The following is a 22,525-nucleotide window of genomic DNA, read 5'->3' on the forward strand; positions in this document are numbered from 1 at the left end:
GCCGGGACACATGTCCCGGCCTAAGTAGTTCAACCATAGTAAATAGATGCAGGTTTATTCGTCCTTACCCGCATTGTATTCTTCGATGACCTTGTCCGCGATCGGCGGGGGGCATTCTTCGTAATGGGACATTTCCATGGTGAAAGTTCCCTGACCACCGGTCATGGAGCGCAGATCCGGTGCGTACTTGAGAATTTCGGACATGGGCACGTGGGCCTTGACCTCGGTTACGCCTGCGGTGGAGTCGGAGCCGAGCACCTTACCGCGGCGGGAGGAAAGGTCACCGATGATGTCACCCATGAATTCATCAGGAACTTCAACCACAACGTTCATAAGTGGCTCAAGCAGGGCAACCCCGGCTTTTTCGCATGCCTTTTTAAAGGCCATGGATCCGGCAACCTTGAACGCCATTTCCGAGGAGTCAACGGAATGGTAGGAGCCATCGTAAAGGGTTACTTTGAAATCGATGATCGGGGACCCGGAAAGGAAACCCTTCTGGGCTGCTTCCTGAACACCTTTGTCTACTGCGGGGATGTACTGTTTCGGAATTACACCACCGACAATGCTGTTGACGAATTCATAGCCGTTACCCTTGGTCTGAGGCTCGAGCTTGATCCAGCAGTCACCGAACTGACCGCGTCCGCCTGACTGCTTCTTGAAACGTCCCTGAACTTCGGCAAAACCTTTGATGGTTTCACGGTAGGGAACCTTGGGTGCGTTAAGAACGATTTCAGCCTTGTAGCGGCGCTTTGCTTTCTCAACGGAGATTTCAATATGGTTCTGACCCATACCGGAAAGCAGGATGTCGCCGGTTTCCCCATCGCGGGAAAGGCTGAGGTTAACGTCTTCAGCAAGCAGCTTCTGGATAGCTTGAAAGACCTTGTCCTCATCGCCTTTTTCCGCCGGAGAAAGGGCGAAGGTGATCAGCTGCGGAGCCAGCTGCGGTTTTTCGAGGGTAAACTTGTTGTGGTCATCGCAGAGAGTATCGCCGGTAAAGGTTTCCTTGAGCTTGGCAAGAGTGATGATTGCGCCGGGGCCAGCAGGATTTTTGAGGGGCTTTTGGTCCTTGCCTACCATTAGCTGGATATTGCCCATTCTTTCCTTGGCGCCGGTATTGGTGTTGGTCAGGGTCTGGTCGCCGCTGACTGTTCCGGAGAGAACGCGGCAGACGGTAAGCTGTCCGGCAAAGGGGTCGGCAATGGTTTTGAATACAAAGCAGGCAACAGGGCCGTCTGCGGAAGATTCACGGGTTGTACCGTCTTCACCCTGCCATTCGGGATGGTCAAGCGGGGAGGGCAGATAGGTCTGGATCATATCCAGCAGGAAGGAGCCACCTTTATTTTCCAGTGCGGAACCAACGCATACCGGGAACAGGCTGCGGTTTTTAACACCTGCGGTGAGGCCTTTTGCGACTTCTTCGGGAGTGAGTTCGCCTTCTTCGAGGTATTTTTCCATGAGATCTTCATCACTTTCCGCGATGTTTTCGATCATGGTTTCACGCAGGACTTCTACTTCGTCTGCGATATCGGCGGGGATATCTCCCTTGGTAACCTTTCCGTTCTCTTCGAACAGATAGGCCTGACCGGAGAGCATATCCACTACGCCCTTGAAATTTTCCTTGATTCCGATTGGATAATGCAGCAGTACGGGGCTGATGCCGAGGGAAGAGTTTAGGCTATCGAATGCAGAATCGAAGTCTGCACGGTCTCGGTCCATCTTATTGATGAAAATAACAGTGGGGAGGTTTGCTTTTTCAACTGCTGCCCATGCTTTGCGCGAAAGGGGCTTGACTCCGTCCACGGCGTCAATGGTAAAGACAACGCCGTCGGACGCGGCTAGAGAGTAGGGCAGGTCTCCGCAAAAGTTTGCATCACCCGGAGTGTCGATCAGAAAGTGGTCATTTTTGTCCCACTTGTACCCGGCGAAACCGGACTGGATGGAACCGCGGCGTTTAATTTCTTCAGGTTCGGTATCGAGGGCGGTGGTGCCTTCCTCAATCTTACCGAGTCTGTCGATCACACCGGCATTAAAAAGAATCATCTCGGCGGTAGAGGTTTTGCCACAACCGCCGTGGCCCACAAGTGCAAAAGTCCTTTGGTTTTGTAAAGCTTCAGACATTCAACAACTCCGTTTCTCTGAATGTTCACAGCCGGGACCTGACGACCCGGCCAGTACAGGTCTAAAGGTGCAACTTATAATTCTTCCTAATAATCCCTATAGGTATAGCCCAGCTAACATGTCAAGCGTAGATAATTAATTAAATATCGTGCATAAACAATAATTGAGCACGACCTTATTCCGTTTTTCGGAGGTTAGATAAATTGAGTAATCCCAGTGTTTGCAGCCTTTCACCGGCTGATATTGACTGTTCCGGTCCATGGCTTCTGCACCCTGAATCCCCGGTTGAAAAACTTATTCCATCGTTGAAAAAGCACGGACAGCTCGTTCCGGTGCTGGCAGTCGAAGAATCCGGCAGAACCCTGCTTGTTGCAGGCAGGTCAAGGGTTGCTGCCGCTTCAAAGCTTGGAATGGATGTTTTGGTGCGTTATATAGATGCAGCTGATGAAACCTCAAAAGCGGTGCTACATCTTGAAGAAAATAGCGCGCGTTTAACAGACGAATCGGTTAAGTTGGCGGCAGTGCGCTTTTTTGCCGCACGTATGGATGCGGCTGAGCTTCCCAAAACAGTTGCCCCTCTGCTTGGCATTAAGCCTAAATCAAGGGACATGAAATTCTGGCTTGATTGGATGGAACTTGAACCGGAATATGATGAGTTGCTCAAGCTCGGGCATATCCCTTTGGCAGCGGTTTCAGTGCTTATTAAGCTTGATGAAGCTGACCGCGCCGCGTTGATTAGTTTTTTTGAGAAGCTGAGTTGGTCCCGTTCCAATGCGGTTAACTTTCTTACTTGGCTCTACGAGACTTCACGTCGCGAGAACAAATCCATTGTAGAATTGATTTCCGTTCCTGCATTTGAAGCTGCGAGAGAGAGTGAATCGCCCAAGGATGCGGTTACCCGTTTCTGCAAGGCTGCAAAGGAACTGCGTTATCCCAAGCTTAGCGAGCTGGAAAAGGTTCACAACAAGATCGTTTCAGAAATTTGTGCCGGAACCAAATGGCGGGTTGAACCAGTTGGCAGTTTCGAGACCGGGGAAGTCATGATCCAGACTCGTTTCAAGAGTCTTGAGATGATGGAAAAGGCTATGGCTGACCTTGAGTCCATCGCTAAATTTAGTGGCTGGGAAGAGCTTTTCGAACTTGGTAGAGACAAGTAGCGGATTTAAAAAATGAGCAATGATTTAGTACTTCCCGACCATTTAAAGGGAATAGAAAAAATATATATTGATCGCAGCATGCAGAAGGTTCCGCTTACAGAGCGGGTGCTTTCACGCATGCCCGACCTCCCGGTAGAGGTTGTGGACCCGGAGAATTTCCCGCATGGGGAACTGGGTGGAAAGCAGTCCCTGTATCTTAAAGAGTACAAGGGTAAATTTTTGCGGTTTTGTCCCGGCACCCGTTACTACCATTGCTGCGGATACCGGATCATTCATATCGGTGAGGGCTGTCCTATGGCTTGCTCTTACTGTATTTTGCAGGCTTACTTTCAGGACAATGTGCTTAAAGTCTGGGCCAACCAGAATGATCTGTTCGATGAGCTGGGCAAGGCTTTTTCTGCGGATATTTCAACCTGTTACCGTGTCGGTACCGGGGAATTCACTGATTCCCTCGCCCTTGAAGCGGTCACCGGATACAGCCGCGATCTGGTAGAATTTCTTGGCGATTATCCCAACGTCTGTTTGGAGCTTAAGTCCAAGATCATCGATCTTTCATGGATGGACGTGGTCAAGCGAACCGACCGTCTGCTTCCGGCTTGGTCCCTCAATGCTCCGTTTGTTAATGAGCATGAGGAGTTTGGTGTATCAACTCTCAAAGAGCGTCTTGAAGCCGCCCGCACCTGTGCAGATGCCGGTTTCAGGGTCTGCCTGCATTTTGATCCCATTATCCGTTTCGACGGCTGGCGTGAAGGCTATGCTGAAATCATCGATATGATTTTCGATTACGTGAAGCCTGAGCAGATTGCATATTTCAGCCTAGGCTCATTCAGGCATATGCCGCACCTCAAGCCGATCATTGAGCAGAACTTCCCGGAAACAACTTACATATTCGATGAGTTCATCACCGGTAATGATAACAAGATGCGACTGCTGCGGCCCCTGCGTCTGCGTCAGTTCAAGTTTATCGTAGACCGCCTGCGCAAGCATGGTATGGGTAAGCAGCTTTACTTCTGTATGGAATCTACCGAAAACTGGCAGGATGTGTTCGGCTACACTCCTAAAGATCTGGGCGGACTCGGCAAGCATCTTATGAAACAGGCTTTCAATGATTAGAATTGTTTAATATCGTATTCAACTCAAACCCCGCAGCACTAATAGTGTTGCGGGGTTTTGTTTTGCACAAAAGCGAAGGGATGTGTTGCACACAGGTTATCCAAGTCGTGCAAGTTTTTGCATTTATTTATATTAAGTTAAAATTAACAGAGTCTTAAGTGCTTCTCTAATCAGTGCTGATTAAACATTTTTTTGTTTCTGGCATGCAGTATGTAATTCTATTTACAAAAATCGCGAGGTTTAGAATGGAATTATATGATGTTGCAGTTGATGTTTTAGGCGTGCTTTTTTCTGATGGGATGGCAGGAGCCGTCTTTTGGATTCTGGCTATGCAGTTAATTTTTGCAGTTATCGTCATCTGGGCTGCGTTTCGTTCTCTTCGCAAATCAGCGGATACATCCGAATTTTCCACGGCTTTCTACGTTAAGAAGAAACGCTATGGGATTAATGTGATGGATGACAGACCTTACGATTATCTGAAATAGTTGTGGGGGAAATATAATGTTTACACTGAATGAGCTTCTTGCTTTTGTTTGTATTATGTTTTTTGCATATCATGCCCTGTTTGGCGGGTCATAATCTGCTTTTGAACAGTCTTTGTGCAAAATCTTGTTGTTCATTTGTGAAGCGAAATGCACATTTGTCAGATGTTGAAATTGTAATGTGTTATATTTACTACTTATATCTCATGGCATGAGTTATGCTTTTAGCTTAGTAAAATTAAAAGAATGAGGTAAGGACATGGAATTTATCAGTGCATTAAGCAGTTGGTGTAGCGGTTCAGGATTCGGTCATGGTGCCGGATATGGCATGAGTGGTATGAGTGGCTGGATGCCTTTTCATTTTGGCGGTATATTACAGCTCGTAGTAATCGGGTTGATTATTTATTTTACTGTGCGCATGTTTCGTAAGCCGGATACCGGCACCAGTGCGCCCTCCGCTCAGGATATTTTGAAGAAGCGTTACGCTTCCGGCGAGATTGACGAGGAAACTTACATTCGCATGAAGAATGAATTGAAGTAAGGAATAAACTAGTTTGATTAGCTGTTAAACTTGGTGTAATAACTCAATTAAAGGGGGATTACACCAATGTCCTTACAAGATTATAAAGATCGCATTGATCGCTTGCAGAAAGGGCTGGGAAAAGCCTTTGCTGAAAATCCTTTTATCCTGAATATTCCGGGCAAATCCATCGCGTTAAAGGTGGACCCCTATTATTACGTGGCCTTCGAGCCTGCATTTTCCGAAAACTTGAGCCGTTTCGGGGTCATGCTGCCCAAAAACGTGCGTGATACCTTGGTGCGTACCGGTAACTTGGTTACAGATCACGAGACCCGAAACCCTATCATTAAAATCCGCATGAAGTGGAATGACCGATCATATGCCATGAACGTCTGCTTCGTGGAATCCGGTTTCATCGACCAGGCCTTGAAAATTTATGGCGGTGTCAAAGAGGAAGTCGGATTATCCGAAATCCGTATTCTCGAATCCGAGCGCGAAAGGCTGGAAGAGTTCTTTGGTGAGCGGACACTTTTGAAAAGTGTGGCGTTTGTGGAGTAGGGGATTCTGAAATTTATTAAGAAAAGAGCCGCAACATCGGTTGATGTTGCGGCTCTTTTTTATTCTCTTGTCCATATTAAAATTGTTCAGTAGGATTAAATCCTACACAAAATTTGGAGGTTCATTTTATGCGTTCAACCAAGCAAATGAGCATAACTTTACCCCTTGAGATGGCAAAGGCAGTTAAAGAAAAAGTCTCGTCTGGTGAATATGCTTCTGAGAGTGAAGTTATTCGTGACGGTCTGCGAGCACTATTGGCTCGCGACAGAGCTGTAGATAATTGGCTGAAAAGTCAGGTTGGTCCTGCTTATGACGCAGTAAAAAAAGATCCTGAGCGGGGCATTAGCTTAAAAGAAATGCGATCCCGGATTGCCACTGAGATTGAGGAAGAAAGGACTGAATTTTAATGGCGTATCGAGTTGTATTTGCGCCGGAGTTTGAATCTCAGATTCTCGATTTGTTTCGCTATCTTAAAGAAGTGGAATCGCTCGAAGTTGCTGCTGATTACACAAATGCGATTATTGATTATTGCGCGAGTCTTGCAGAATTTCCTATGCGCGGAACTGCCCGTGATGACATCAGACCCGGTTTGCGGATTACGCATTACAAAAAAAGAGCGATAATTGCGTTTGCTGTTTTAGACGATAAGGTTTCAATTTTAGGCATTTTCTATGGTGGGCAAAATTACGAAGGGAAATTAAGTTAGTTCTCATATTCCTGTTCAAACAAAAAAGCCCGCCAGAGCAAACGCTCCGGCGGGCTTTTCGAATACTAAATCAACAAAAAACTTAATTCTGACGGGTCTGGCTCTTAGGACAGGTATCCTCAAGGTAGCAGACTTCACAGCCACCGGAGTACGGGAAGGGAGTGAATACCGCGTACTGGCGGTTAACGGTACCTTCCTGATTCCAGGTAAGTCCGAGGGATTCGAATGCCTTGAGCACTTCTTCACCCGGCTTGGGCAGCGGTGCACATTTGCCTTCTTCCAGCTGCGGAATCAGGGACTGTGCTGCGGACATTACGAGGGTGATAGCGAGGTTGTGATGTGCAAGGCCCTCGGTGGGGGTGTCCTGCCAGATCTCCTCAACGGAATCCTCAACTTCCTTCTCAAGGTAAAGCAGCAGGAAGTCTGTACCCTTGGCATCATCAGGCTGTTTCAGGGTATAAGCCTTGAGGTGGGGCAGCCATTCGTTCCAGTATTTTTCGAGGCTTTCCATGAGGGAATGCTCGATGCGGGTGGAACCGTTCAGTTCTGCGAAGTAAAAAATATTAAAATCCGGATTCGGCTTTGCTTCAACAATTTTAAAAGCGCTCATATTTATATCTCCTGACTTGCTGTTCTGGTTGGTGAACAGTTTCTTTACATGCTTCCGCGAATTGCCTCAAGTGTAAAAAGAACCCCCGGAAACCAGAAGGTTTCCGGGGGTGAATAAACTGAGTGATCCAGTGCTGCTTAGATTTTGCAAGCAGTTCTGAGATCGTCTACAGCGTCGGTCTTTTCCCAAGTGAAGTTGGGGTTGTTGCGACCGAAGTGTCCGTAACAAGCGGAAGGCTTGTAGATGGGACGACGAAGGTCGAGACGCTCGGAGATGTACCAGGGGCGCAGGTCGAATACTTCCTTGACTGCTTTGGTCAGGGTTTCATCGGAAACTTCGCCGGTACCGTGGGAGGTAGCCAGAACAGATACTGGCTCAGCAACACCGATTGCGTATGCAACCTGAACTTCTGCGCGCTCGGCAAGGCCGGCAGCTACGATGTTCTTTGCGATGTAACGTGCCATGTATGCGCCGGAACGGTCAACTTTGGACGGGTCCTTACCGGAGAAAGCACCGCCGCCGTGGTTACCCATACCACCGTAGGTGTCGTTGATGATCTTACGACCGGTCAGACCGCAGTCACCCATGGGGCCGCCGATTACGAAACGACCGGTGGTGTTGATGTAGATTTTGGTTGCATCGTCAACCATGTCTGCGGGAAGGGAAGCCAGCACAACTTCACGCTTGATGTCTTCGTAAATCTGTCCCTGCTCAATACCGTCATCGTGCTGTGCAGCGATAACAACGTCAGCAATGCGGACGGGTTTGCCATCAAGGTATTCGAAAGCAACTTCGGTCTTTCCGTCAGGACGGAGGTAATCGAGAGTTGCGTCCTTGCGAACTTCAGTTAGTTTGCGGGACAGCTTGTGAGCGTAGTAGATAGGAGCAGGCATGAGTGCTTCAGTTTCTTTGCATGCGAAACCGAACATCATACCCTGGTCGCCGGCACCCTGGCTTTCAGGAGTGTTGCGGTCAACACCCTGAGCGATGTCTACGGACTGTTTATCAATAGAAGAGATAACAGCACAAGTATCAGCGTCGAAACCCATATCGGAGTGAACGTAGCCGATTTCACGGATGGTGTCGCGAACGATTTGCTGAAAGTCTGCGTAACCAGTGGTGGAAATTTCACCTGCGATGAATGCCATACCGGTTGTTACCAGTGTTTCGCATGCTACGCGGGCATCTTTATCTTGAGCGAGGATGGCGTCAAGAATTGAGTCGGAAATCTGGTCAGCCACTTTATCGGGGTGACCTTCGGTTACTGATTCAGAGGTAAAAAAGTACTTGCCTTTGCTGCTGATCATTTAAAAGTTCCTCCTGGAATTAATTGGCGGGGGAAATGTCGTTCGAGACCATTTCTCGATAACTCCCCGAAATATATAGCTCATAATCACTATATAAATAAATTTGCATATAAGAATGAAGACACCTTACACTTTTATGAGCAAATTGTCTATCAATCTTGCGTTGCCAAGTTGTATTGCTACCGCACAAAGTGCTGAATCACCCACATTTTTAAGTATATTGATGTTTTCGGGGTGCACAATTTCGATATAATCAACCCGACCGCTCGGAATCGTTTCAGTATAGAATTCAACAAGGTCGGATTTTAGTTTCGCCACATCAGACTCTCCGGCTGCTACCCAGTCACGCATTTTCTGCAATCCTTTCTGGATATTGGGTGCCACAGATTTTTCATCTTCGGTGAGGTAAACGTTTCGAGAGCTCAAGGCCAGCCCGGATTCTTCGCGCACTATTTCGTGTCCCTGCACATCTACCGGAATGTTCAAGTCGCGGACCATCCTTTTAATTATAGCCAGCTGTTGCCAGTCTTTTTGTCCGAATACAGCTACATGCGGCTGGGCGGTCATGAACAGTTTGGTTACTACAGTTGCAACCCCCCGGAAATGTATGGGGCGGGATTTGCCGCAAAGATTGGTGGCCAGATCGGGAACTTCCACCCACGTGGAGTGGTCATCAAAATACATGTCGTCGCGCACTGGAGTGAAGAAAATATCCACGCCGTGTTTCTCGGCAAGTTCGGAGTCCCGCTCCAAATCATGGGGATAGGCATCCAGGTCTTCATTTTCACCGAATTGAGTGGGGTTCACGAAGAGGCTGACGATGAGCACATCGCATTGTTTTCGGGCAGCATCCATGAGGCTTAGGTGGCCTTCATGAAAATAACCCATGGTTGGTACAAGGCCTATCTTTTTGCCTTCAGCGCGAAGCATGAGGCACAAGTTCTGAAGTTCTTGCGGATTACTGATTGTTTCCATTTTATAAACCCTGATAATTGATTTTGTAGCCAGAGGCTCTCATTCATTAATATATGGAAGGCTGGGAAATCCGTTTACGCTGATCAGTATCTGCTGTCTATAACATATGGGGAGATTTGTTGTCGATTTATGATTCACTATGATTTAAGTTGTACTTAAATTATAAGTGTCTCAATTTCTGGTGTGTTAACCGAGGAGGAATAGTCTCTTGCCTAGGTGGACTATATTTTACGCAATTGCCGGAATCATCGTTCTGGCCGTTATTTGGTGTCTGGTGCCGAAGCCTGAATTGTTGGTGTCGATTATTGTGCGACTTTTCGCTTTTGGGATTGCGGTGTCTGTTTCAGTTAAATTTCGGGAGTGGAAGATACTTTTTCTTGCCGCAATGTTTTTTTTGATGGCCTTAAGGCAAGTGCTTACATTTTTAATTTGGACCAATGAGTTGCAGCGGGGCCCTTTGATTAATGCCTTGAGTGAGTTGCCCGGGTTTGTTGTTACCATACTTTCGTTAGTATCTATGATTTATCTTGGCAGTCTTCTCAACAAGAATGCGAAAGTATTAGAATTAAAAGAAGCAAATATCCGTACCTTGAATAGCTTGCTCCCTATGTGTTCCAAGTGCAGAAAGATTAAGGATGACGATGGGTATTGGAATGATCTGGAAGCGTACATTGAAAGTAATACAGATTCTCAATTCAGCCACGGTCTTTGTGAGAAGTGTTCTGACGAGTTGTACGGTGATCAGGAGTGGTATCAGAAGAGTAAAGAGAAACGTAAAAAAATGAATGAGAATAACTCTTAGATATTATTGTGCATTGATGGTGGAGTGGGTGTTTTTAAAAAGGCCGCACAGCAGGTTTGTCTGCAAAAGGGGATGATTGCGTCTTGTGTGCTTGTTCTACTGTACGGCCTTGTTTTCAGAACTCCATCGCCGGGGATGGTCGATGTGAAAAGTCCTGCAGGGGAGTTGCGAACTATTTTTTATTATTTGGCGTTAAATTTTCAATTGAACAGGTCCGTGGCATATGCAGCCTAGCCTGTATGTTATAAATCGCTCCAAGGTATGTTCTGAAGGCCATTATTAGGCTGCTGGATTTTAATGCGAAGTTCATGACTTACTCCTTGTTTGGAAGCGGTTCAGTCTTTGTGGTCTGAATTCCTCATTTTTTAATCCTTTTTTGTCTATTAATGCAAATAGTTTTCACATAAGCTCGATATTATCAAATATTGTGCATAGGATTGACTTTATTTGCATGAGGTGTGAAATATATGTTTGATACAAACCTGTAATCGCAAAGAGTTTGCATATGATAAAACTTGATGATGTGGATCGGCAGATAGTTGCTGCACTTCAGGAGAATGGAAGGATTTCAAATAAAGAGGTGGCTGAGTTGGTTAATCTAACCCACTCAAGCTGTTCTCGCCGGATAGCGCGTTTGGAAAAAGAGGGGATTATTGTTGGGTACCGTGCCCTGACTGATCGCCTTAAGCTCGGCTATTCCGTGCGTGCGTACTGCGGGGTGTTTCGCGATGCAAGTGTAGGCTGGGCAGAGCTTGCTGAAGAGCTTGCCAAGATTGAAGGGGTGGTCAGCGTTTACGCTGTCTCCGGTAATGTTGATATCATGGTCGAGATTGTCGCACGCGATATGCAGCACTACTCATCGGTGGTGATGAAAGAGTTTGCCAATACCAAGGGAGTCAGTGCCACCCGGAGTACGTTTGTTCTGGAAGAGGTAAAGTCTATCTACTAAAGATCAATCATTGTTTCGATTGCGGACATCATCGCGCCAAGTCATGAGCGGAGCGCAACAGCCGAGACCTTCGAAAAGCTGACGCTTTGCGTCCTCTCCTTCATTCGGGTCACTCATCAATAGACAAACGTAACGGTTCATGGATTCGTCCCAGAACAGATCCGGGCATCTTCTCATGTATCCATATTTATGGTGTGAAACTTCACATTGATCGGAAATACAACACCATCCGCAGCCTACACATGGTTTACCGGACAATTGCCATGCCGCCTCTGCAGACAGCATGTGACATATTCAAGGAATGTAATAAACGGACTTTTACTGCCCGGGTATGAGGTAGGTTCATTAGAGAAATCCTGAAAAAGTGGGCAGTATTGCTGTGGCGATGTTAATTGGTGTCCGGACACTAAGTCTGGCAGCCATAAAATGCAAGTTATACATAATATTATTGTTAAACTAAAGGTATAATTGATAAAAAATATGAAAGTAGGTGTTCTGTTTAGTGTAAAATAAACATTTACACTTGCGCGTACGCTCTGAAATATGCTTATATTAAAAGATTAGAAGCCCGTCATTCGTACCAAAGAATTAAGGAGCAGTGATGAAAAATTTACCTATTGCGATGAAATTGGCATTGGGATTCGGGGTCGTGATTCTGCTGTTATCTATTTCGGGGGGAATGGCGTATTATGCTTTGTCTTCCAATCTGGAGTCTTTCACTCAATATCGCGGGTTGGCGCGGGATACCAACCTCATGGCACAAGCACAGGCTAATCTGCTTATGGTGCGCATGAATGTTAAGGATTTTTTAATCACTGATAGTGAGAAGGATAGGAATGAATATAAACAATACATGGAGCTGACCGAGGGCTTCATGAGTGAAGCTAAAGAAGATATCAAGAATCCGGAGCGAGCTAAATTCGTGGAGGAAGCAGGGCGTCTGCTTATCGGCTATAATGCAAAGTTCAATGAAGTTGAGCGCTTGCAGAGTGAGGGAAATGTCGATGTGCAGGTTTTGAATAGTGTCGGACCCGAAATTGAGGAAAAGTTAACCGAGATAATGCGCTCGGCTCATCAGGACGAGGATATCAGTGCGGCTTATTATACAGGATTAGCATTGAGGAATCTGCTGCTGGCCAGGCTGTATGCAATGAAATTTCTAAAGAGTAATGATTTGGCAGATATTGAGCGTGTTAAAGCTGAATTTGATATTTTTGATCAGCAGCTGACAATTCTTGACCGTGAAGTTCAGAACCCCGTACGGCGCCAGCTTTTAGCTGATGTTTATGTAGCCAAAGATAAATATGTAGACGCATTTGGTGAGACTGTTGAGCATATAACAGCCCGTAATGTGATTGTTAAAGGGAATCTTGATAAGTGGGGTCCCGTTATCGCTAAGAATCTCGAAGACGCTAAGTTGTCGGTTAAAAAAGATCAGGATACTTTGGGACCGAAAGTACAGGCTCAGAGCGAGCAGGCTAAGACTAATGTGGGGCTGTTGTCGTTTGCGGCTGTGGTATTTGGCGTTATTGCTATGCTTGTTATTTCAAGGGCCATTACCCGTCCTCTGGGCATTGCGACTGCTTTTGCGGGAGATGTTGCGGCTGGAAGGTTCAAAACAAGCATTGATATCAATCAACAGGATGAAGTCGGTAAGATTTGCGATGCACTGAACAGTATCCGTGATTCTGTTTCATCTGTAGCAGATGAGGTTGAAGATATTGTTTCCCGAGTTGAGAACGGGGAAATGAACGCAAGCGGAAATCCTGATGCTTTTGAAGGCGGTTTTGCTGATTTGGTTAGTGGCGTAAATACGCTTGCTGGTGTCTATAGCGGATTTTTGGATCAGTTGCCGGTGGGAGTAATGAGTCTGTCCTCCGATTTCAAGCCCATATACTTGAATAAGGAAGCAAGAACTATTGCCGGAATAGACTCGTATGGAGATAAGAAATGTTATGAACTTTTTAAAACCGATGATTGTCGAACCGCTGACTGTGCTTCGGATATATGTATGAAGAAAAAGGCTGCCGCCGCTTCTGAGACCTTAGCTCATCCGGTTAGCGGAGAATATGCGATTACTTATTCTTCTACCCCGTTGATAACCCGTTCTGGCGAAGTTGTCGGTGCCACAGAGGTCATAATTGATCAGACTGAGATCAAGAAAGCTCAAGAGACCATGCTGAATGTTGCAGGGCAGGCCAATGAGATTGCTGATCGTGTGGCTTCGGCATCTGAGGAGCTGGCAGCCCAGATTGAGGAAGTCAGCAATGGTGCGGAGATTCAGCAGCAGCGTGTAGGGGAAACAGCAACTGCCATGGAGCAGATGAACTCCAGTGTACTTGAGATTGCGCGCAATGCTTCCGAAGCAAGAGAGCAGTCTGATAACGCCAGGGATAAAGCTCAGGAAGGTGCGGAACTGGTTAATAGTGTTGTTGCTGCTATTAATAAGGTCAACACTGTTGCCAATGTATTGCAGGATGATATGGAAAAGCTCGGTAAGGAGGCGCAGTCTATCGGTGGTGTAATGACCGTGATTACTGATATCGCTGATCAGACAAACCTGCTGGCTTTGAATGCGGCAATTGAAGCAGCACGAGCAGGTGAAGCCGGGCGCGGATTTGCCGTTGTTGCTGATGAAGTCCGCAAACTGGCTGAAAAGACGATGGATGCCACTACCGAGGTGGGGTCGAATATCAGGGCTATTCAGACAGCAACGGACACCAACCTGATTAATGTCAACAGTGCAGTGGATAATGTTGCTGAAGCTACTGAACTTGCGGGTAATTCAGGATCAGCTCTTAGTCAGATTGTTAGTATGTCCACGGAATCTTCTGCACTGGTGGGCGAAATAGCAACCGCAGCAGAAGAACAATCGGCAACGAGCGAGCAAATCAACCGTGCTGTTGATGAAGTTAATCGTATTGTAAGCGATTCGGCGGAGGGTATGGTTCAATCTGCCACTGCTGTTCAGGAGCTTGCAGAGATGTCTCTTGAGTTAAAGAAGGTTCTCGATAATTTGAGAAAATAGTCTCCCAAAAGATTCTGCTATTATAGGGGGGGTGATCCTTTACAGGATCGGCCCCTAAATTAATACCCTCACCAAGCAGAGTACATCGTTTCTGTAGCTTCCATCTCTTTTGTATTCCCGGTATCCGGCTGAGTGTGCGCAGCCTACTGCATAAAGAGAACCGTCTTCCTCAACCAGCTTAACTGTGGATTCGCCTTCACCCAGCTGATTGAAATCAGGGTCTAAAGTTATGGTTTCACCCGGTTTTCGCTCCGGGTTGGTTGCGGAAATAAGTTTTCCCCCCGGTTCTACAAACATCCCTTCTGCTCCATCTATAATTCTGCCCTGACCGTCTTTGGGAAGCACATCTCCCAGCATCGCTTTAAATTCAGGTTCTGAATCAAACACAATACCGATGCCGCCCAGTACTCGTGACGGGTCATCGTGCGCGGTGATGGATGCATTGTATATGTATGTGTATCGGTCCTGACCTTCCGAAGCATAGAGGTCGGTCTTGATGAAATCGGAAACGCAGTAAAGCTGTGAGTCTGTTATTCTTGTGGCTTCGACCACGTAGCCGGAGTTTAATACTCTTCCTTCCTTATCGCATTCTCCGGGGTTGGAGCAGGCCAATATTTTCCCTGTCCGGTCATAGACAAACAAGTTGGTATAGACCGTGTACAGGCTGTTGATATAGCCAAGAATTCTTCGCATCCGATCTCGGTCTTCTTCATCTATTGTCGGCTTTTCGAGGATTGTCTTGAAGTCTGATGTCAGTGCCCACCAGCGGCAGTCGTTGGCTCGTTCGTATAGGTTGCGGTCCATGATGTCGATGGCCAGCTGGGCAAGAAACTGTGTGTCGTGCAGTCTCGAGGCCGTTACAAGCTGTAGGAGCTCGTCAGTGGAGTACTGGAATACGCTCTGTACCTGATCGCCTATTTTCTTGATTTCATTAAGAATATGCGGGAGGGCACGGCCTTCCATCTGTTCTACCGGATTCGGCTCAATGCATTTTTTGGCAGCCATGATCTCGCCGTTCTGAACAACCAGTTCAAGGTCCGAAAGAACATTTTCCGAAGCTTCTTCCACATGGGTGAGTCTACCTGAAAAATGGGCTTTGTCTCTTATGGCTGTTGCATCAAATGAATTGTCGTTATTCCCGCTGAAAGCTGTATCCATCCGTTTTAGAACATGTCCATACCATGGTAATCCGAAAAATCCCTGATATCCTTTGGTTCTGACTGTTTTGGATAAGTACGGAGTGTTGTCGATGCTGACGATCTGAAAATCCTCATCCAAGTTCATGCTGATCCTTCTGCCGACGGGGATTGAGTCTGAGTTGCTGGAAGCAATTGCACAGCCCCGGTCGTCTAATACAATAAGGACCGTGTCTTTTGAGAACTCGCTCAAGTTTTTGAATACCCCATCCATTTCACCGGCAAAATCAAAGATCAAACACAGGATTCCAAGGTCTCTTCCTGTCTCAGGAGATTTAATGGCCTGAGAGTATATCAGAACTTCTCCCGAATCCGGGGCTAAATCGCTGCTTCTGTATGTTTCCACATAGTCTTTTGCTTCAAGAGTTTCAGAGATAAGCGGATCTCTTGAGGCTGTGATCTTATTGTTTTGGTCGAGGTGTGCGCAGACACGGCCCTCAGTATCAAGGATAACTATTTCATTGTATACTGTGTACTTGTCTCTATATTCGCGAAGTCTGTCTTCGATAATGGAAACATCATGGTTATTTCTCTCGGGGTTGGACAGAAATCGGACAATATCATCGTCAGTAGCAAGAAATCCTACGTCTGCGGTCCTTTCGAAGAGGTTTCGTTTAAGAATGTCGATGACGACCTGTGCTACAGCGGACATTTCCTGAACAACTTTGTTTGTGTTTTCTTTGATAAGGATATCAATCAGGTTCTGTCTGAGGCCGGAGAAGTTCTCTTGAGTTGTGAAGATAAAATCAATGAGGGTCTGGGCAATCCGGCTGCAGTTAATTTTTCCGGTCATAGTTGCCATTGTCCACTGTCTGTCCAGCCTGGTCAGTCTCGACATACAGTTAGAGGTGGTGGGCATTACCTGTAAGAGCTGTTTTGAGTGTTTTTCGATCAGGGTAGGGTTCATTGAAATCTCGCTTGTGAGTCTTTTTTTTTGAAATGTAAATTTCAAAATTGTATAAAATAGTTCTTCGTATTTGTATTTTATGATTAATATTTGCAATTAGTGTGCAAAATATGTTTTTAGTGCCTGTTTTATTGTTTTAATATGTGTTTAGTGATTGATTGAGTAGTCAAAAATCGGGAAACGGGAGTCGTTATCTGTGCGGTTGAGAAGCTAGAATATAGCAATATATAATGTAAAGTGTTGCAAATTTGTATCGAGTTACAAAGTGTCTTTATATGTATTTACAAAAATGTTCAAAGATTAAAAAAAGCTGTAAATCTATCTTTAAAATACAATTAACAGTCCGTTTCACCAACTCCCTGCTTGTCTTGAATCTCCATGCGGGTTATGTCCCTGCCTATGAACAAGGATAACCTCTTCACCTCTGGAATCAGTCTTTCCCCGCAGGATTTGATCCTCTACGAGCACACCCTCAAGGACCTCATTCAGGAATTCCTGCCTTTCGAATCCTACAGCCTCTATTTTCCCAAGCCCGCTAAGGGGCAGTTTCGGGCCAAACTAGAGGTCCGTTACAATGCCGAGGAAGCTCAGTTGATGCTGCCTTTGCGGTTGCGTGGCCGTGATCTATGCTATTTCATTGCACGAGGCGTGGAACTTGAAGCACCTGAAGCTTTGCCGCCTTACCTCGAAGCCCTGGCTGGCTGCTCGCTGGAAAAGATTCTTCTTTATAAAGGTTCCATTACCGATCAGCTGACCGGTATGGCTACACGCGATTACTTCATGTCCAAGCTGAACAGAGAATTGGACCTGATCCAGAACTGCATGATGCCTACTACCGGTGGTTGCAAGGACCCCGGTATCCCAACTTTCAGTGGGTCCGTGGGTGTTGTTGTTCTCGATCTGGATCATTTCCAGCGTATCAATGACCGGTACGGCTATGGTTTGGGCGACTCCATAATTGCTGATCTTTCGGCTAGCATTAAGGAAGTGGTGACCGAGTCTGTAATCTGTGCCCGAATTTTTGATGATAAGTTTGCATTCCTGATTCCAGATGGGCGGCCTAAAGCTTGTGCCAAGCTGGCTGAAGAGTTGCGCGCTCTAGTTGAAAAATTTCAGGTTGCGGACCCGTTAACCGGTGATGTGCTCAAAATCAGCGTCAGCGCAGGTTATGCCAATTATCCTCAATCTCTTTCCGGCCCTCATTTCAAGCGTTCCGCAGACGAGCAGGCCCGCATCCTCATGCGCAAGGCCGCAAAAGCAGTAGCAACTGCTAAGGATTTCGGGCGAAATTGCGTTTTTGCCTATTCCGAGATTTTACAGAAGGGTGCCAAAGTTCTGGAAGTTCTGCCGTTGCAGCGTCTGGCTTTGTCCATCGGTCAAAGTGTTGATGCGCGTGAAGGGGCTCGTTTTCTGGTCTGGTCCCCGGATTATCAGTCCGGCACACAGGCCCGCCTCACAGAAGATGAGCGTATTTCAGGAACCTATCCGACTATGTACAAAGCTGAGGTGGTCATTATCGAGGTGCAGGAAGAAATCGCTTTTGCAGAAATTCTGCATTTAAGTGATCCGGCATGGCCTGTCTCCGACGGCGACCGGCTTACTCTGCTTAATGAAAAGGACAGTTTTTTTGATGCACAGGCCGGACCGGAAGCAAATGTCTCCCCGCAGAGGGATATGATCACCGGATTGTACAGTTACAAAGAATTCATCGGGCGTTACAGCCGTATGCGTCAGAATTTGGATAAATTTTCAGTAGCTGTGCTGCGTCTTGCTGCCAATCCGGCAGAGCAGGGGGGTAATTTCCAAAAATTGACTGATGCTCAAGTCCAGAAAGTAGCCTCAAGGGCGGAGACCTTTTTTGATAAGTCCTGCATGGGAGGGCGTTACAGCCTGAACAGCCTGATTTATTTCTTTCCTGACGGTGAATCAGATGCTGTGATGGAAAATGTACTGCGGTTGGTGCGTGAGTGTTCAGATGACTTTGAAATCGAACTTGCTGCCGGTGTAGCATCATTCCCCTTCCTTAATTACCGGCGCAGCGAAATTCTTGAAAACTGCCGCAAGGGTCTGGATCATTCCCTGATGCTTGAAAAGCCCATGGTGGCTCAGTTTGATTCAGTTTCTTTGAATATTTCCGCAGACCGCTATTACGTGGATGGTGATATCTACGGCGCTATTGAGGAGTTCCGTCTCGCTCTGCTTGCTGATTCTGACAACATACTTGCCCGCAACTCGCTGGGTATTTGTTATGCGCAGGTCGGCAAGCCGGAACAGGCCCGCAAACAGTTTGAGGAAGTTCTGAGCATTACTCCCAAGAACATCATGGCTCTCTACAACCTTGGCTGGACCTGCCAGATGCTCGGCAGCATGGATAGGGCGCGTGAGGCTTATGAAAAATGTCTTGAGCTGGAGCCGGAAAACGTTTTCTCTCTTGTTCGTCTCGGGGTGCTTTCCGAGCAGGATAAAGGCTTGGATGAGGCAGAGCAGTATTATCTCAAGGCTGCAAAGCTCAAAGGCGGGGATGCCTTGAGTATGCGTCATCTGGCCCGGATCTCCTATTCCCGGGGAGATATGGATAAGGCTCGTGAATATCTGCATCAGGCTTTGAACGCCAACCACAACGATGCTGCAGCCATGAATATGCTGGCCCGCATTTATCTTGAAAGCGGAGAGGACCCGCAGGTTGCTGAAGTTCTGGCCCGCCAGAGTGCTGCACTCAAGCCTGCTAAAGAGCAGTTCTGGATGACTCTTGCCAAGGCCTTGGAAGTGCAGGAAAAATTTGATGAGGCCGAACAGGTCAGGTCCAGATTTTAGGCTGTTAATAGTTAATGACTAGATTCATTGTTGCCTTGTATCTAATCCTCAGCGGGGCTATTGTGTTCCGTATGATCATACCGTTTGATGCGGAACGTGAGTTTTCACCTTCGCAGCGGCATGAGGTTCAGCAGCGCATAAAGGTGGCAGACCGTGAGCGGGTTCCCGTTCCTCCGCTTTTCGGACAGGTTGCCGATGAATTTTCCCTGCATCCGGAAATTCTGAATGCTATTGCGGATCATGAGAGCGGCTACAACCCGTGGGCCTTGAACATAGAGGGGCGAAGCGTGTATCCTGATTCCCGTGAAGAAGCTCTTGCCATTATCGAGAAGTATAAGGGCAAGAGTTATGATGTGGGACTGATGCAGGTTAACTCGTACTGGATCAGGAAATTTGATCTTAGCCCTGCCGAGGCTCTGGAGCCGGAAGAGAATTTACGACTTGGTGCGTGGATTTTACGGTATTGCCTTGACCGTTATGGTTATAATTGGCGGGCTATCGGGGCCTATCATACCGGTTCGCCAAAAAATCTTCCGGGGCGGGCTCGTGCGTATGCGGTGAAGGTGATGAAGAAATATAATGCCTTGATGGAAAAATCTGCAGCTGCCGGGAAGTAGAAATTTATGCCTAATACTGAATACGTAATTTTCGAGGTTGATTCCTGCAAATTCGCCTTGCCTTCGGTTGCTGTGGATCGAGTAGAGCGTGCAGTGCAATTGACCCCGGTCCCGGATGCGCCTGTTCCTGTTTTGGGAGTGGTTAACCGTAGCGGAGATGTTGTACCGGTTCTTGGTCTGCGGGGCAGAATTGGTGGAGAAGAGCGGGACGTAATTCTTAGCGACAGGCTAATTTTCAGTTCTGCCAATGGACGGCGCATGGCTCTTCTTGCAGATAGAATCAGTGATGTGCTTGAAATTGAAAACAACGTAACACGTGATGCAGAGGAAATCTGGCCGGGAATATCTCTCCTGAAATCTCTTGCCGGCATGGGAGCCGATGTGGTGCTGGTTCAGGATATGAGCAAGCTTCTTGATCCGGAACAGGAAATGGATTTACTGGCAGCTATTGCGGCAATGAATGAAGCTGAGGGCTCCGCAGCAGATGATTAATTTTCTGACTGATGACAGGGTTAGCGAATTGGCGGACATGGTCCGTAACAGGTTCGGCCTGAATTTTTCCTCGGAAAGGTGGAAGGATTTGCGCAGTGCTGTCGTTCGTTTTCAGCGAGAGGATTCGTCATTCAAAACCCCTGCCGAGTGTCTGGAATATATTCTTTCCCCGACAGTTGGAAATGATGATCTTGAGCAGTTCATCAATAGGCTGACCATTGGTGAAACATTTTTTTTTCGCGACACCAATGCACTAAGAGTTCTGGAATATGAAATCCTGCGAAAAATGAGCGGCAGGGGGAGTGGGGTGAACGGTGCAGCCAGAATCTGGTCTACTGCTTGTTCAACAGGGGAAGAACCTTACACTCTTGCCATGATCTGCCGCAGGTCCGGAATTAGTGCTGAAATATTCGGAACGGACATTGATAGCAAGGCTTTGATCAAAGCCCGCGAAGGCTGTTACCGCAAGTGGTCATTCCGTTCTGAGGACACAGGATTCAGGGATATTTTTTTTCGAAGGGTCGGTACCAACTCATTCATTCTTGATTCATCCATTAAAAGAATGGTCAATCTTTCCCGTCTCAATCTTATGGATGCAGCTGTACCTGTTACATTACAGGATATGGACGTTATTCTCTGCCGTAACGTACTCATGTATTTTTCGTCTGCGGGAGTTAATTCTGTACTTGATAAACTCTGGGATTGTCTGGTTCCCGGTGGCTGGCTTGTTGCTACTCCCAGCGAGTCGGGGCTGCTTAGCAGTCATGGGCGTTTTGAGCCTGTGAATGTAGGTGGTGTTCTCCTGTACCGGAAAAATGAGAATTATGAGCCGGAATGCAGAATGGGCTTTGACGGGTTCAAATTCAGGGATGATTTTGATGCTTCTGTGTCTTCGCCTGCAGAACAGTTTGATTTTAATGCCCAATTGGAGTCTACTCCGGTTGATTCTGTCGATTTACTGCTTTCTGAACCGGAAATTTCCGTGCCTGAGGTTGATTTTGGGCCTGAACCTCCTGAGATACCGAGAGCGGGGAACTATGGCGGGGGATTGCTCAAGCAGGCGGAAGAAGTGCGGATGCATGGCGATACCCTCAAAGCTGTGGCACTTTATAAAGAAGTAGTTGAGCATGAGAACCCTAGAGAAATCAAGGCTGCTGCATTTCTGGGAATTGCCGGGATCAAGGCGGATTCAGGTTTGACGGATGAAGCCGCTCTGTGGTGTGCTAAAGCTCTTGAATTGGATCGGGTTTCTCCTTGTGCTCATTTTTTGCTCGGACAGATTTGTTTTCAGCAGGGAGATTTTAGTACAGCTTTAGCTCACATGCGTAATGCTGTTTTTCTGAATAGTGAGTTTATTATGGCCCATTTTCTTCTCGGCAATATCTATTTAGAGCAGAATGACAGGAATGGAGCATTGCGACATTTTCGTATTTCCATGCAGGAGTTGGAGAAAATGGATCAGGATGACCCTGTTCCCTGCTCAGACAATGTAACAGCCGGACGGTTGATGGAAATGGTTCGCTTGGTTCAGCAGCAGTTGGTTCAGTAGTATTTGACCAGAGGTGGAAGAATGGACACTAATTCCTTGGATTATTTCAAACGTGAAAGTGATAGGGAGCTTCTTCGTAAAAGAGCGGAAAAGCTGGCCCTGAAAATTTCTGCAGAACCAAATGAAGAGGAGCAAAAGTCCGGTGCACGGGAATATGTATTTTTTCGCATGGGCACCCATACTTATGGTTTAGAGGCCTCAGTTGTTAAAGAAGTAATGATTCCTGAAGAGATTGTTTCCGTTCCCTGCACCCCGGATTTTCACCTTGGGGTGATGAGTGTTCGCGGCCATTTGTGGGCGGTAGTTGATTTATGTGTTTTCCTTGGAACCGGCGATAAGCTTGATTTAGAAAAGCCCGGTGTTGTTCTGCTGGCTGATGACGAGATGGAATTCGGCATCGCAGTTGATGAGGTTGTCGGGGTGATACCTGTTGCTGATGCAGATATAAAATCTCTTCCTGACGGTGAAAATCTGCTGACCAGTTTCAGTATAGGACTCACCGAGGATCGCAGGACTATTCTTAATGGGCTTGCCTTGCTGCGGGAAGAATCGTTCATCATCAATGAGTTTGTTGGTGGTAGTCGACACGGCCTGTCTTAACGGGAACACTGGGAGCAGATGTGGG

21 protein-coding genes are annotated in these 22,525 nt (G+C 46.9%); 15 read left to right on the forward strand and 6 right to left on the reverse strand.

Annotation, left to right across the window (positions count from 1 at the left end; translation table 11 throughout):
- Nucleotides 1-54: 54 nt before the first annotated feature.
- On the reverse strand, nt 55-2,118 hold the full coding sequence (gene fusA / locus ACNI23_RS02090; RefSeq protein WP_420246421.1) for an elongation factor G: 2,064 nt from the start codon (nt 2,116-2,118) through the stop codon (nt 55-57).
- A gap of 203 nt (nt 2,119-2,321) precedes the next feature.
- Here fusA and ACNI23_RS02095 point away from each other — a divergent pair, with 203 nt between their 5' ends.
- The 7 genes from ACNI23_RS02095 (at nt 2,322) to ACNI23_RS02125 (ending at nt 6,654) form a co-directional block, all read left to right on the forward strand.
- Nucleotides 2,322-3,275 (forward strand): ParB N-terminal domain-containing protein, encoded by a 954-nt coding sequence (locus ACNI23_RS02095; protein ID WP_420246422.1) that lies wholly within the window; start codon nt 2,322-2,324, stop codon nt 3,273-3,275.
- A gap of 12 nt (nt 3,276-3,287) precedes the next feature.
- Complete coding sequence (locus ACNI23_RS02100; protein ID WP_420246423.1) at nt 3,288-4,388, forward strand: SPL family radical SAM protein; 1,101 nt, start codon at nt 3,288-3,290, stop codon at nt 4,386-4,388.
- A gap of 245 nt (nt 4,389-4,633) precedes the next feature.
- Nucleotides 4,634-4,873 (forward strand): hypothetical protein, encoded by a 240-nt coding sequence (locus ACNI23_RS02105; RefSeq protein WP_420246424.1) that lies wholly within the window; start codon nt 4,634-4,636, stop codon nt 4,871-4,873.
- A gap of 256 nt (nt 4,874-5,129) precedes the next feature.
- A complete protein-coding gene (locus ACNI23_RS02110; protein ID WP_420246425.1) occupies nt 5,130-5,411 on the forward strand; it encodes an SHOCT domain-containing protein in 282 nt (93 codons plus the stop codon).
- Nucleotides 5,412-5,477: 66 nt separating this feature from the next.
- On the forward strand, nt 5,478-5,948 hold the full coding sequence (locus tag ACNI23_RS02115; RefSeq protein ID WP_320176228.1) for a hypothetical protein: 471 nt from the start codon (nt 5,478-5,480) through the stop codon (nt 5,946-5,948).
- A 128-nt stretch (nt 5,949-6,076) separates the two neighbouring features.
- The gene (locus ACNI23_RS02120) at nt 6,077-6,355 is read left to right on the forward strand and encodes a ribbon-helix-helix domain-containing protein (protein ID WP_420246426.1); all 279 of its coding nucleotides are present in this window, start codon (nt 6,077-6,079) and stop codon (nt 6,353-6,355) included.
- Nucleotides 6,355-6,654, forward strand: coding sequence for a type II toxin-antitoxin system RelE/ParE family toxin (locus ACNI23_RS02125; RefSeq protein WP_420246427.1), 300 nt, complete (start codon nt 6,355-6,357; stop codon nt 6,652-6,654). Before ACNI23_RS02120 ends, ACNI23_RS02125 begins: the two co-directional genes overlap by 1 nt.
- An 82-nt stretch (nt 6,655-6,736) precedes the next feature.
- On the opposite strand, the gene ACNI23_RS02130 is transcribed toward ACNI23_RS02125, so the two are convergent.
- From ACNI23_RS02130 to panC, 3 genes are all read right to left on the reverse strand, one after another.
- A complete protein-coding gene (locus ACNI23_RS02130; RefSeq protein WP_420246428.1) occupies nt 6,737-7,264 on the reverse strand; it encodes a hypothetical protein in 528 nt (175 codons plus the stop codon).
- Between the two features lie 137 nt (nt 7,265-7,401).
- On the reverse strand, nt 7,402-8,571 hold the full coding sequence (gene metK / locus ACNI23_RS02135; protein WP_420246429.1) for a methionine adenosyltransferase: 1,170 nt from the start codon (nt 8,569-8,571) through the stop codon (nt 7,402-7,404).
- Nucleotides 8,572-8,697: 126 nt separating this feature from the next.
- Entirely contained in the window at nt 8,698-9,546 is an 849-nt protein-coding gene (gene panC, locus ACNI23_RS02140; RefSeq protein WP_420246430.1) for a pantoate--beta-alanine ligase, read from the reverse strand.
- 208 nt (nt 9,547-9,754) lie between these two features.
- On the opposite strand from panC, the gene ACNI23_RS02145 reads away from it, so the two are divergent.
- Nucleotides 9,755-10,348 carry a hypothetical protein gene (locus ACNI23_RS02145; RefSeq protein WP_420246431.1) on the forward strand — a complete coding sequence of 198 codons (594 nt, stop codon included), beginning with the start codon at nt 9,755-9,757 and terminating at the stop codon, nt 10,346-10,348.
- Between the two features lie 505 nt (nt 10,349-10,853).
- On the forward strand, nt 10,854-11,297 hold the full coding sequence (locus ACNI23_RS02150; RefSeq protein WP_015851162.1) for an Lrp/AsnC family transcriptional regulator: 444 nt from the start codon (nt 10,854-10,856) through the stop codon (nt 11,295-11,297).
- A 3-nt stretch (nt 11,298-11,300) separates the two neighbouring features.
- Here the strand turns inward: ACNI23_RS02150 and ACNI23_RS02155 are convergent, their stop codons facing one another.
- Nucleotides 11,301-11,555 carry a hypothetical protein gene (locus ACNI23_RS02155; RefSeq protein ID WP_420246432.1) on the reverse strand — a complete coding sequence of 85 codons (255 nt, stop codon included), beginning with the start codon at nt 11,553-11,555 and terminating at the stop codon, nt 11,301-11,303.
- 343 nt (nt 11,556-11,898) lie between these two features.
- Here ACNI23_RS02155 and ACNI23_RS02160 point away from each other — a divergent pair, with 343 nt between their 5' ends.
- Nucleotides 11,899-14,325, forward strand: coding sequence for a methyl-accepting chemotaxis protein (locus ACNI23_RS02160; RefSeq protein ID WP_420246433.1), 2,427 nt, complete (start codon nt 11,899-11,901; stop codon nt 14,323-14,325).
- Between the two features lie 54 nt (nt 14,326-14,379).
- On the opposite strand, the gene ACNI23_RS02165 is transcribed toward ACNI23_RS02160, so the two are convergent.
- Nucleotides 14,380-16,428 carry a chemotaxis protein CheW gene (locus ACNI23_RS02165; RefSeq protein ID WP_420246434.1) on the reverse strand — a complete coding sequence of 683 codons (2,049 nt, stop codon included), beginning with the start codon at nt 16,426-16,428 and terminating at the stop codon, nt 14,380-14,382.
- Between the two features lie 378 nt (nt 16,429-16,806).
- On the opposite strand from ACNI23_RS02165, the gene ACNI23_RS02170 reads away from it, so the two are divergent.
- Genes ACNI23_RS02170 through ACNI23_RS02190 form a run of 5 tightly spaced genes read left to right on the forward strand, consistent with a single transcriptional unit; the run spans nt 16,807 to nt 22,500 of the window.
- A complete protein-coding gene (locus ACNI23_RS02170; RefSeq protein ID WP_420246435.1) occupies nt 16,807-19,242 on the forward strand; it encodes a tetratricopeptide repeat-containing diguanylate cyclase in 2,436 nt (811 codons plus the stop codon).
- Between the two features lie 14 nt (nt 19,243-19,256).
- Nucleotides 19,257-19,859, forward strand: coding sequence for a lytic transglycosylase domain-containing protein (locus ACNI23_RS02175; RefSeq protein ID WP_015851166.1), 603 nt, complete (start codon nt 19,257-19,259; stop codon nt 19,857-19,859).
- A gap of 6 nt (nt 19,860-19,865) precedes the next feature.
- Nucleotides 19,866-20,351, forward strand: a complete 486-nt coding sequence (locus tag ACNI23_RS02180) for a chemotaxis protein CheW (protein WP_420246437.1) — start codon at nt 19,866-19,868, stop codon at nt 20,349-20,351.
- Nucleotides 20,344-21,900: a CheR family methyltransferase gene (locus tag ACNI23_RS02185; protein WP_420246438.1), complete on the forward strand. Its 1,557-nt coding sequence runs from the start codon at nt 20,344-20,346 to the stop codon at nt 21,898-21,900. The genes ACNI23_RS02180 and ACNI23_RS02185 overlap by 8 nt, the downstream gene beginning before the upstream one ends.
- Nucleotides 21,901-21,921: 21 nt before the next feature.
- Nucleotides 21,922-22,500, forward strand: a complete 579-nt coding sequence (locus ACNI23_RS02190) for a chemotaxis protein CheW (RefSeq protein WP_420246440.1) — start codon at nt 21,922-21,924, stop codon at nt 22,498-22,500.
- The last annotated feature ends 25 nt before the right edge of the window (nt 22,501-22,525 follow it).

The sequence above is a fragment of the Maridesulfovibrio pacificus (SeqCode) genome (assembly GCF_048612815.1).
Lineage (GTDB): Bacteria > Desulfobacterota > Desulfovibrionia > Desulfovibrionales > Desulfovibrionaceae > Maridesulfovibrio > Maridesulfovibrio pacificus.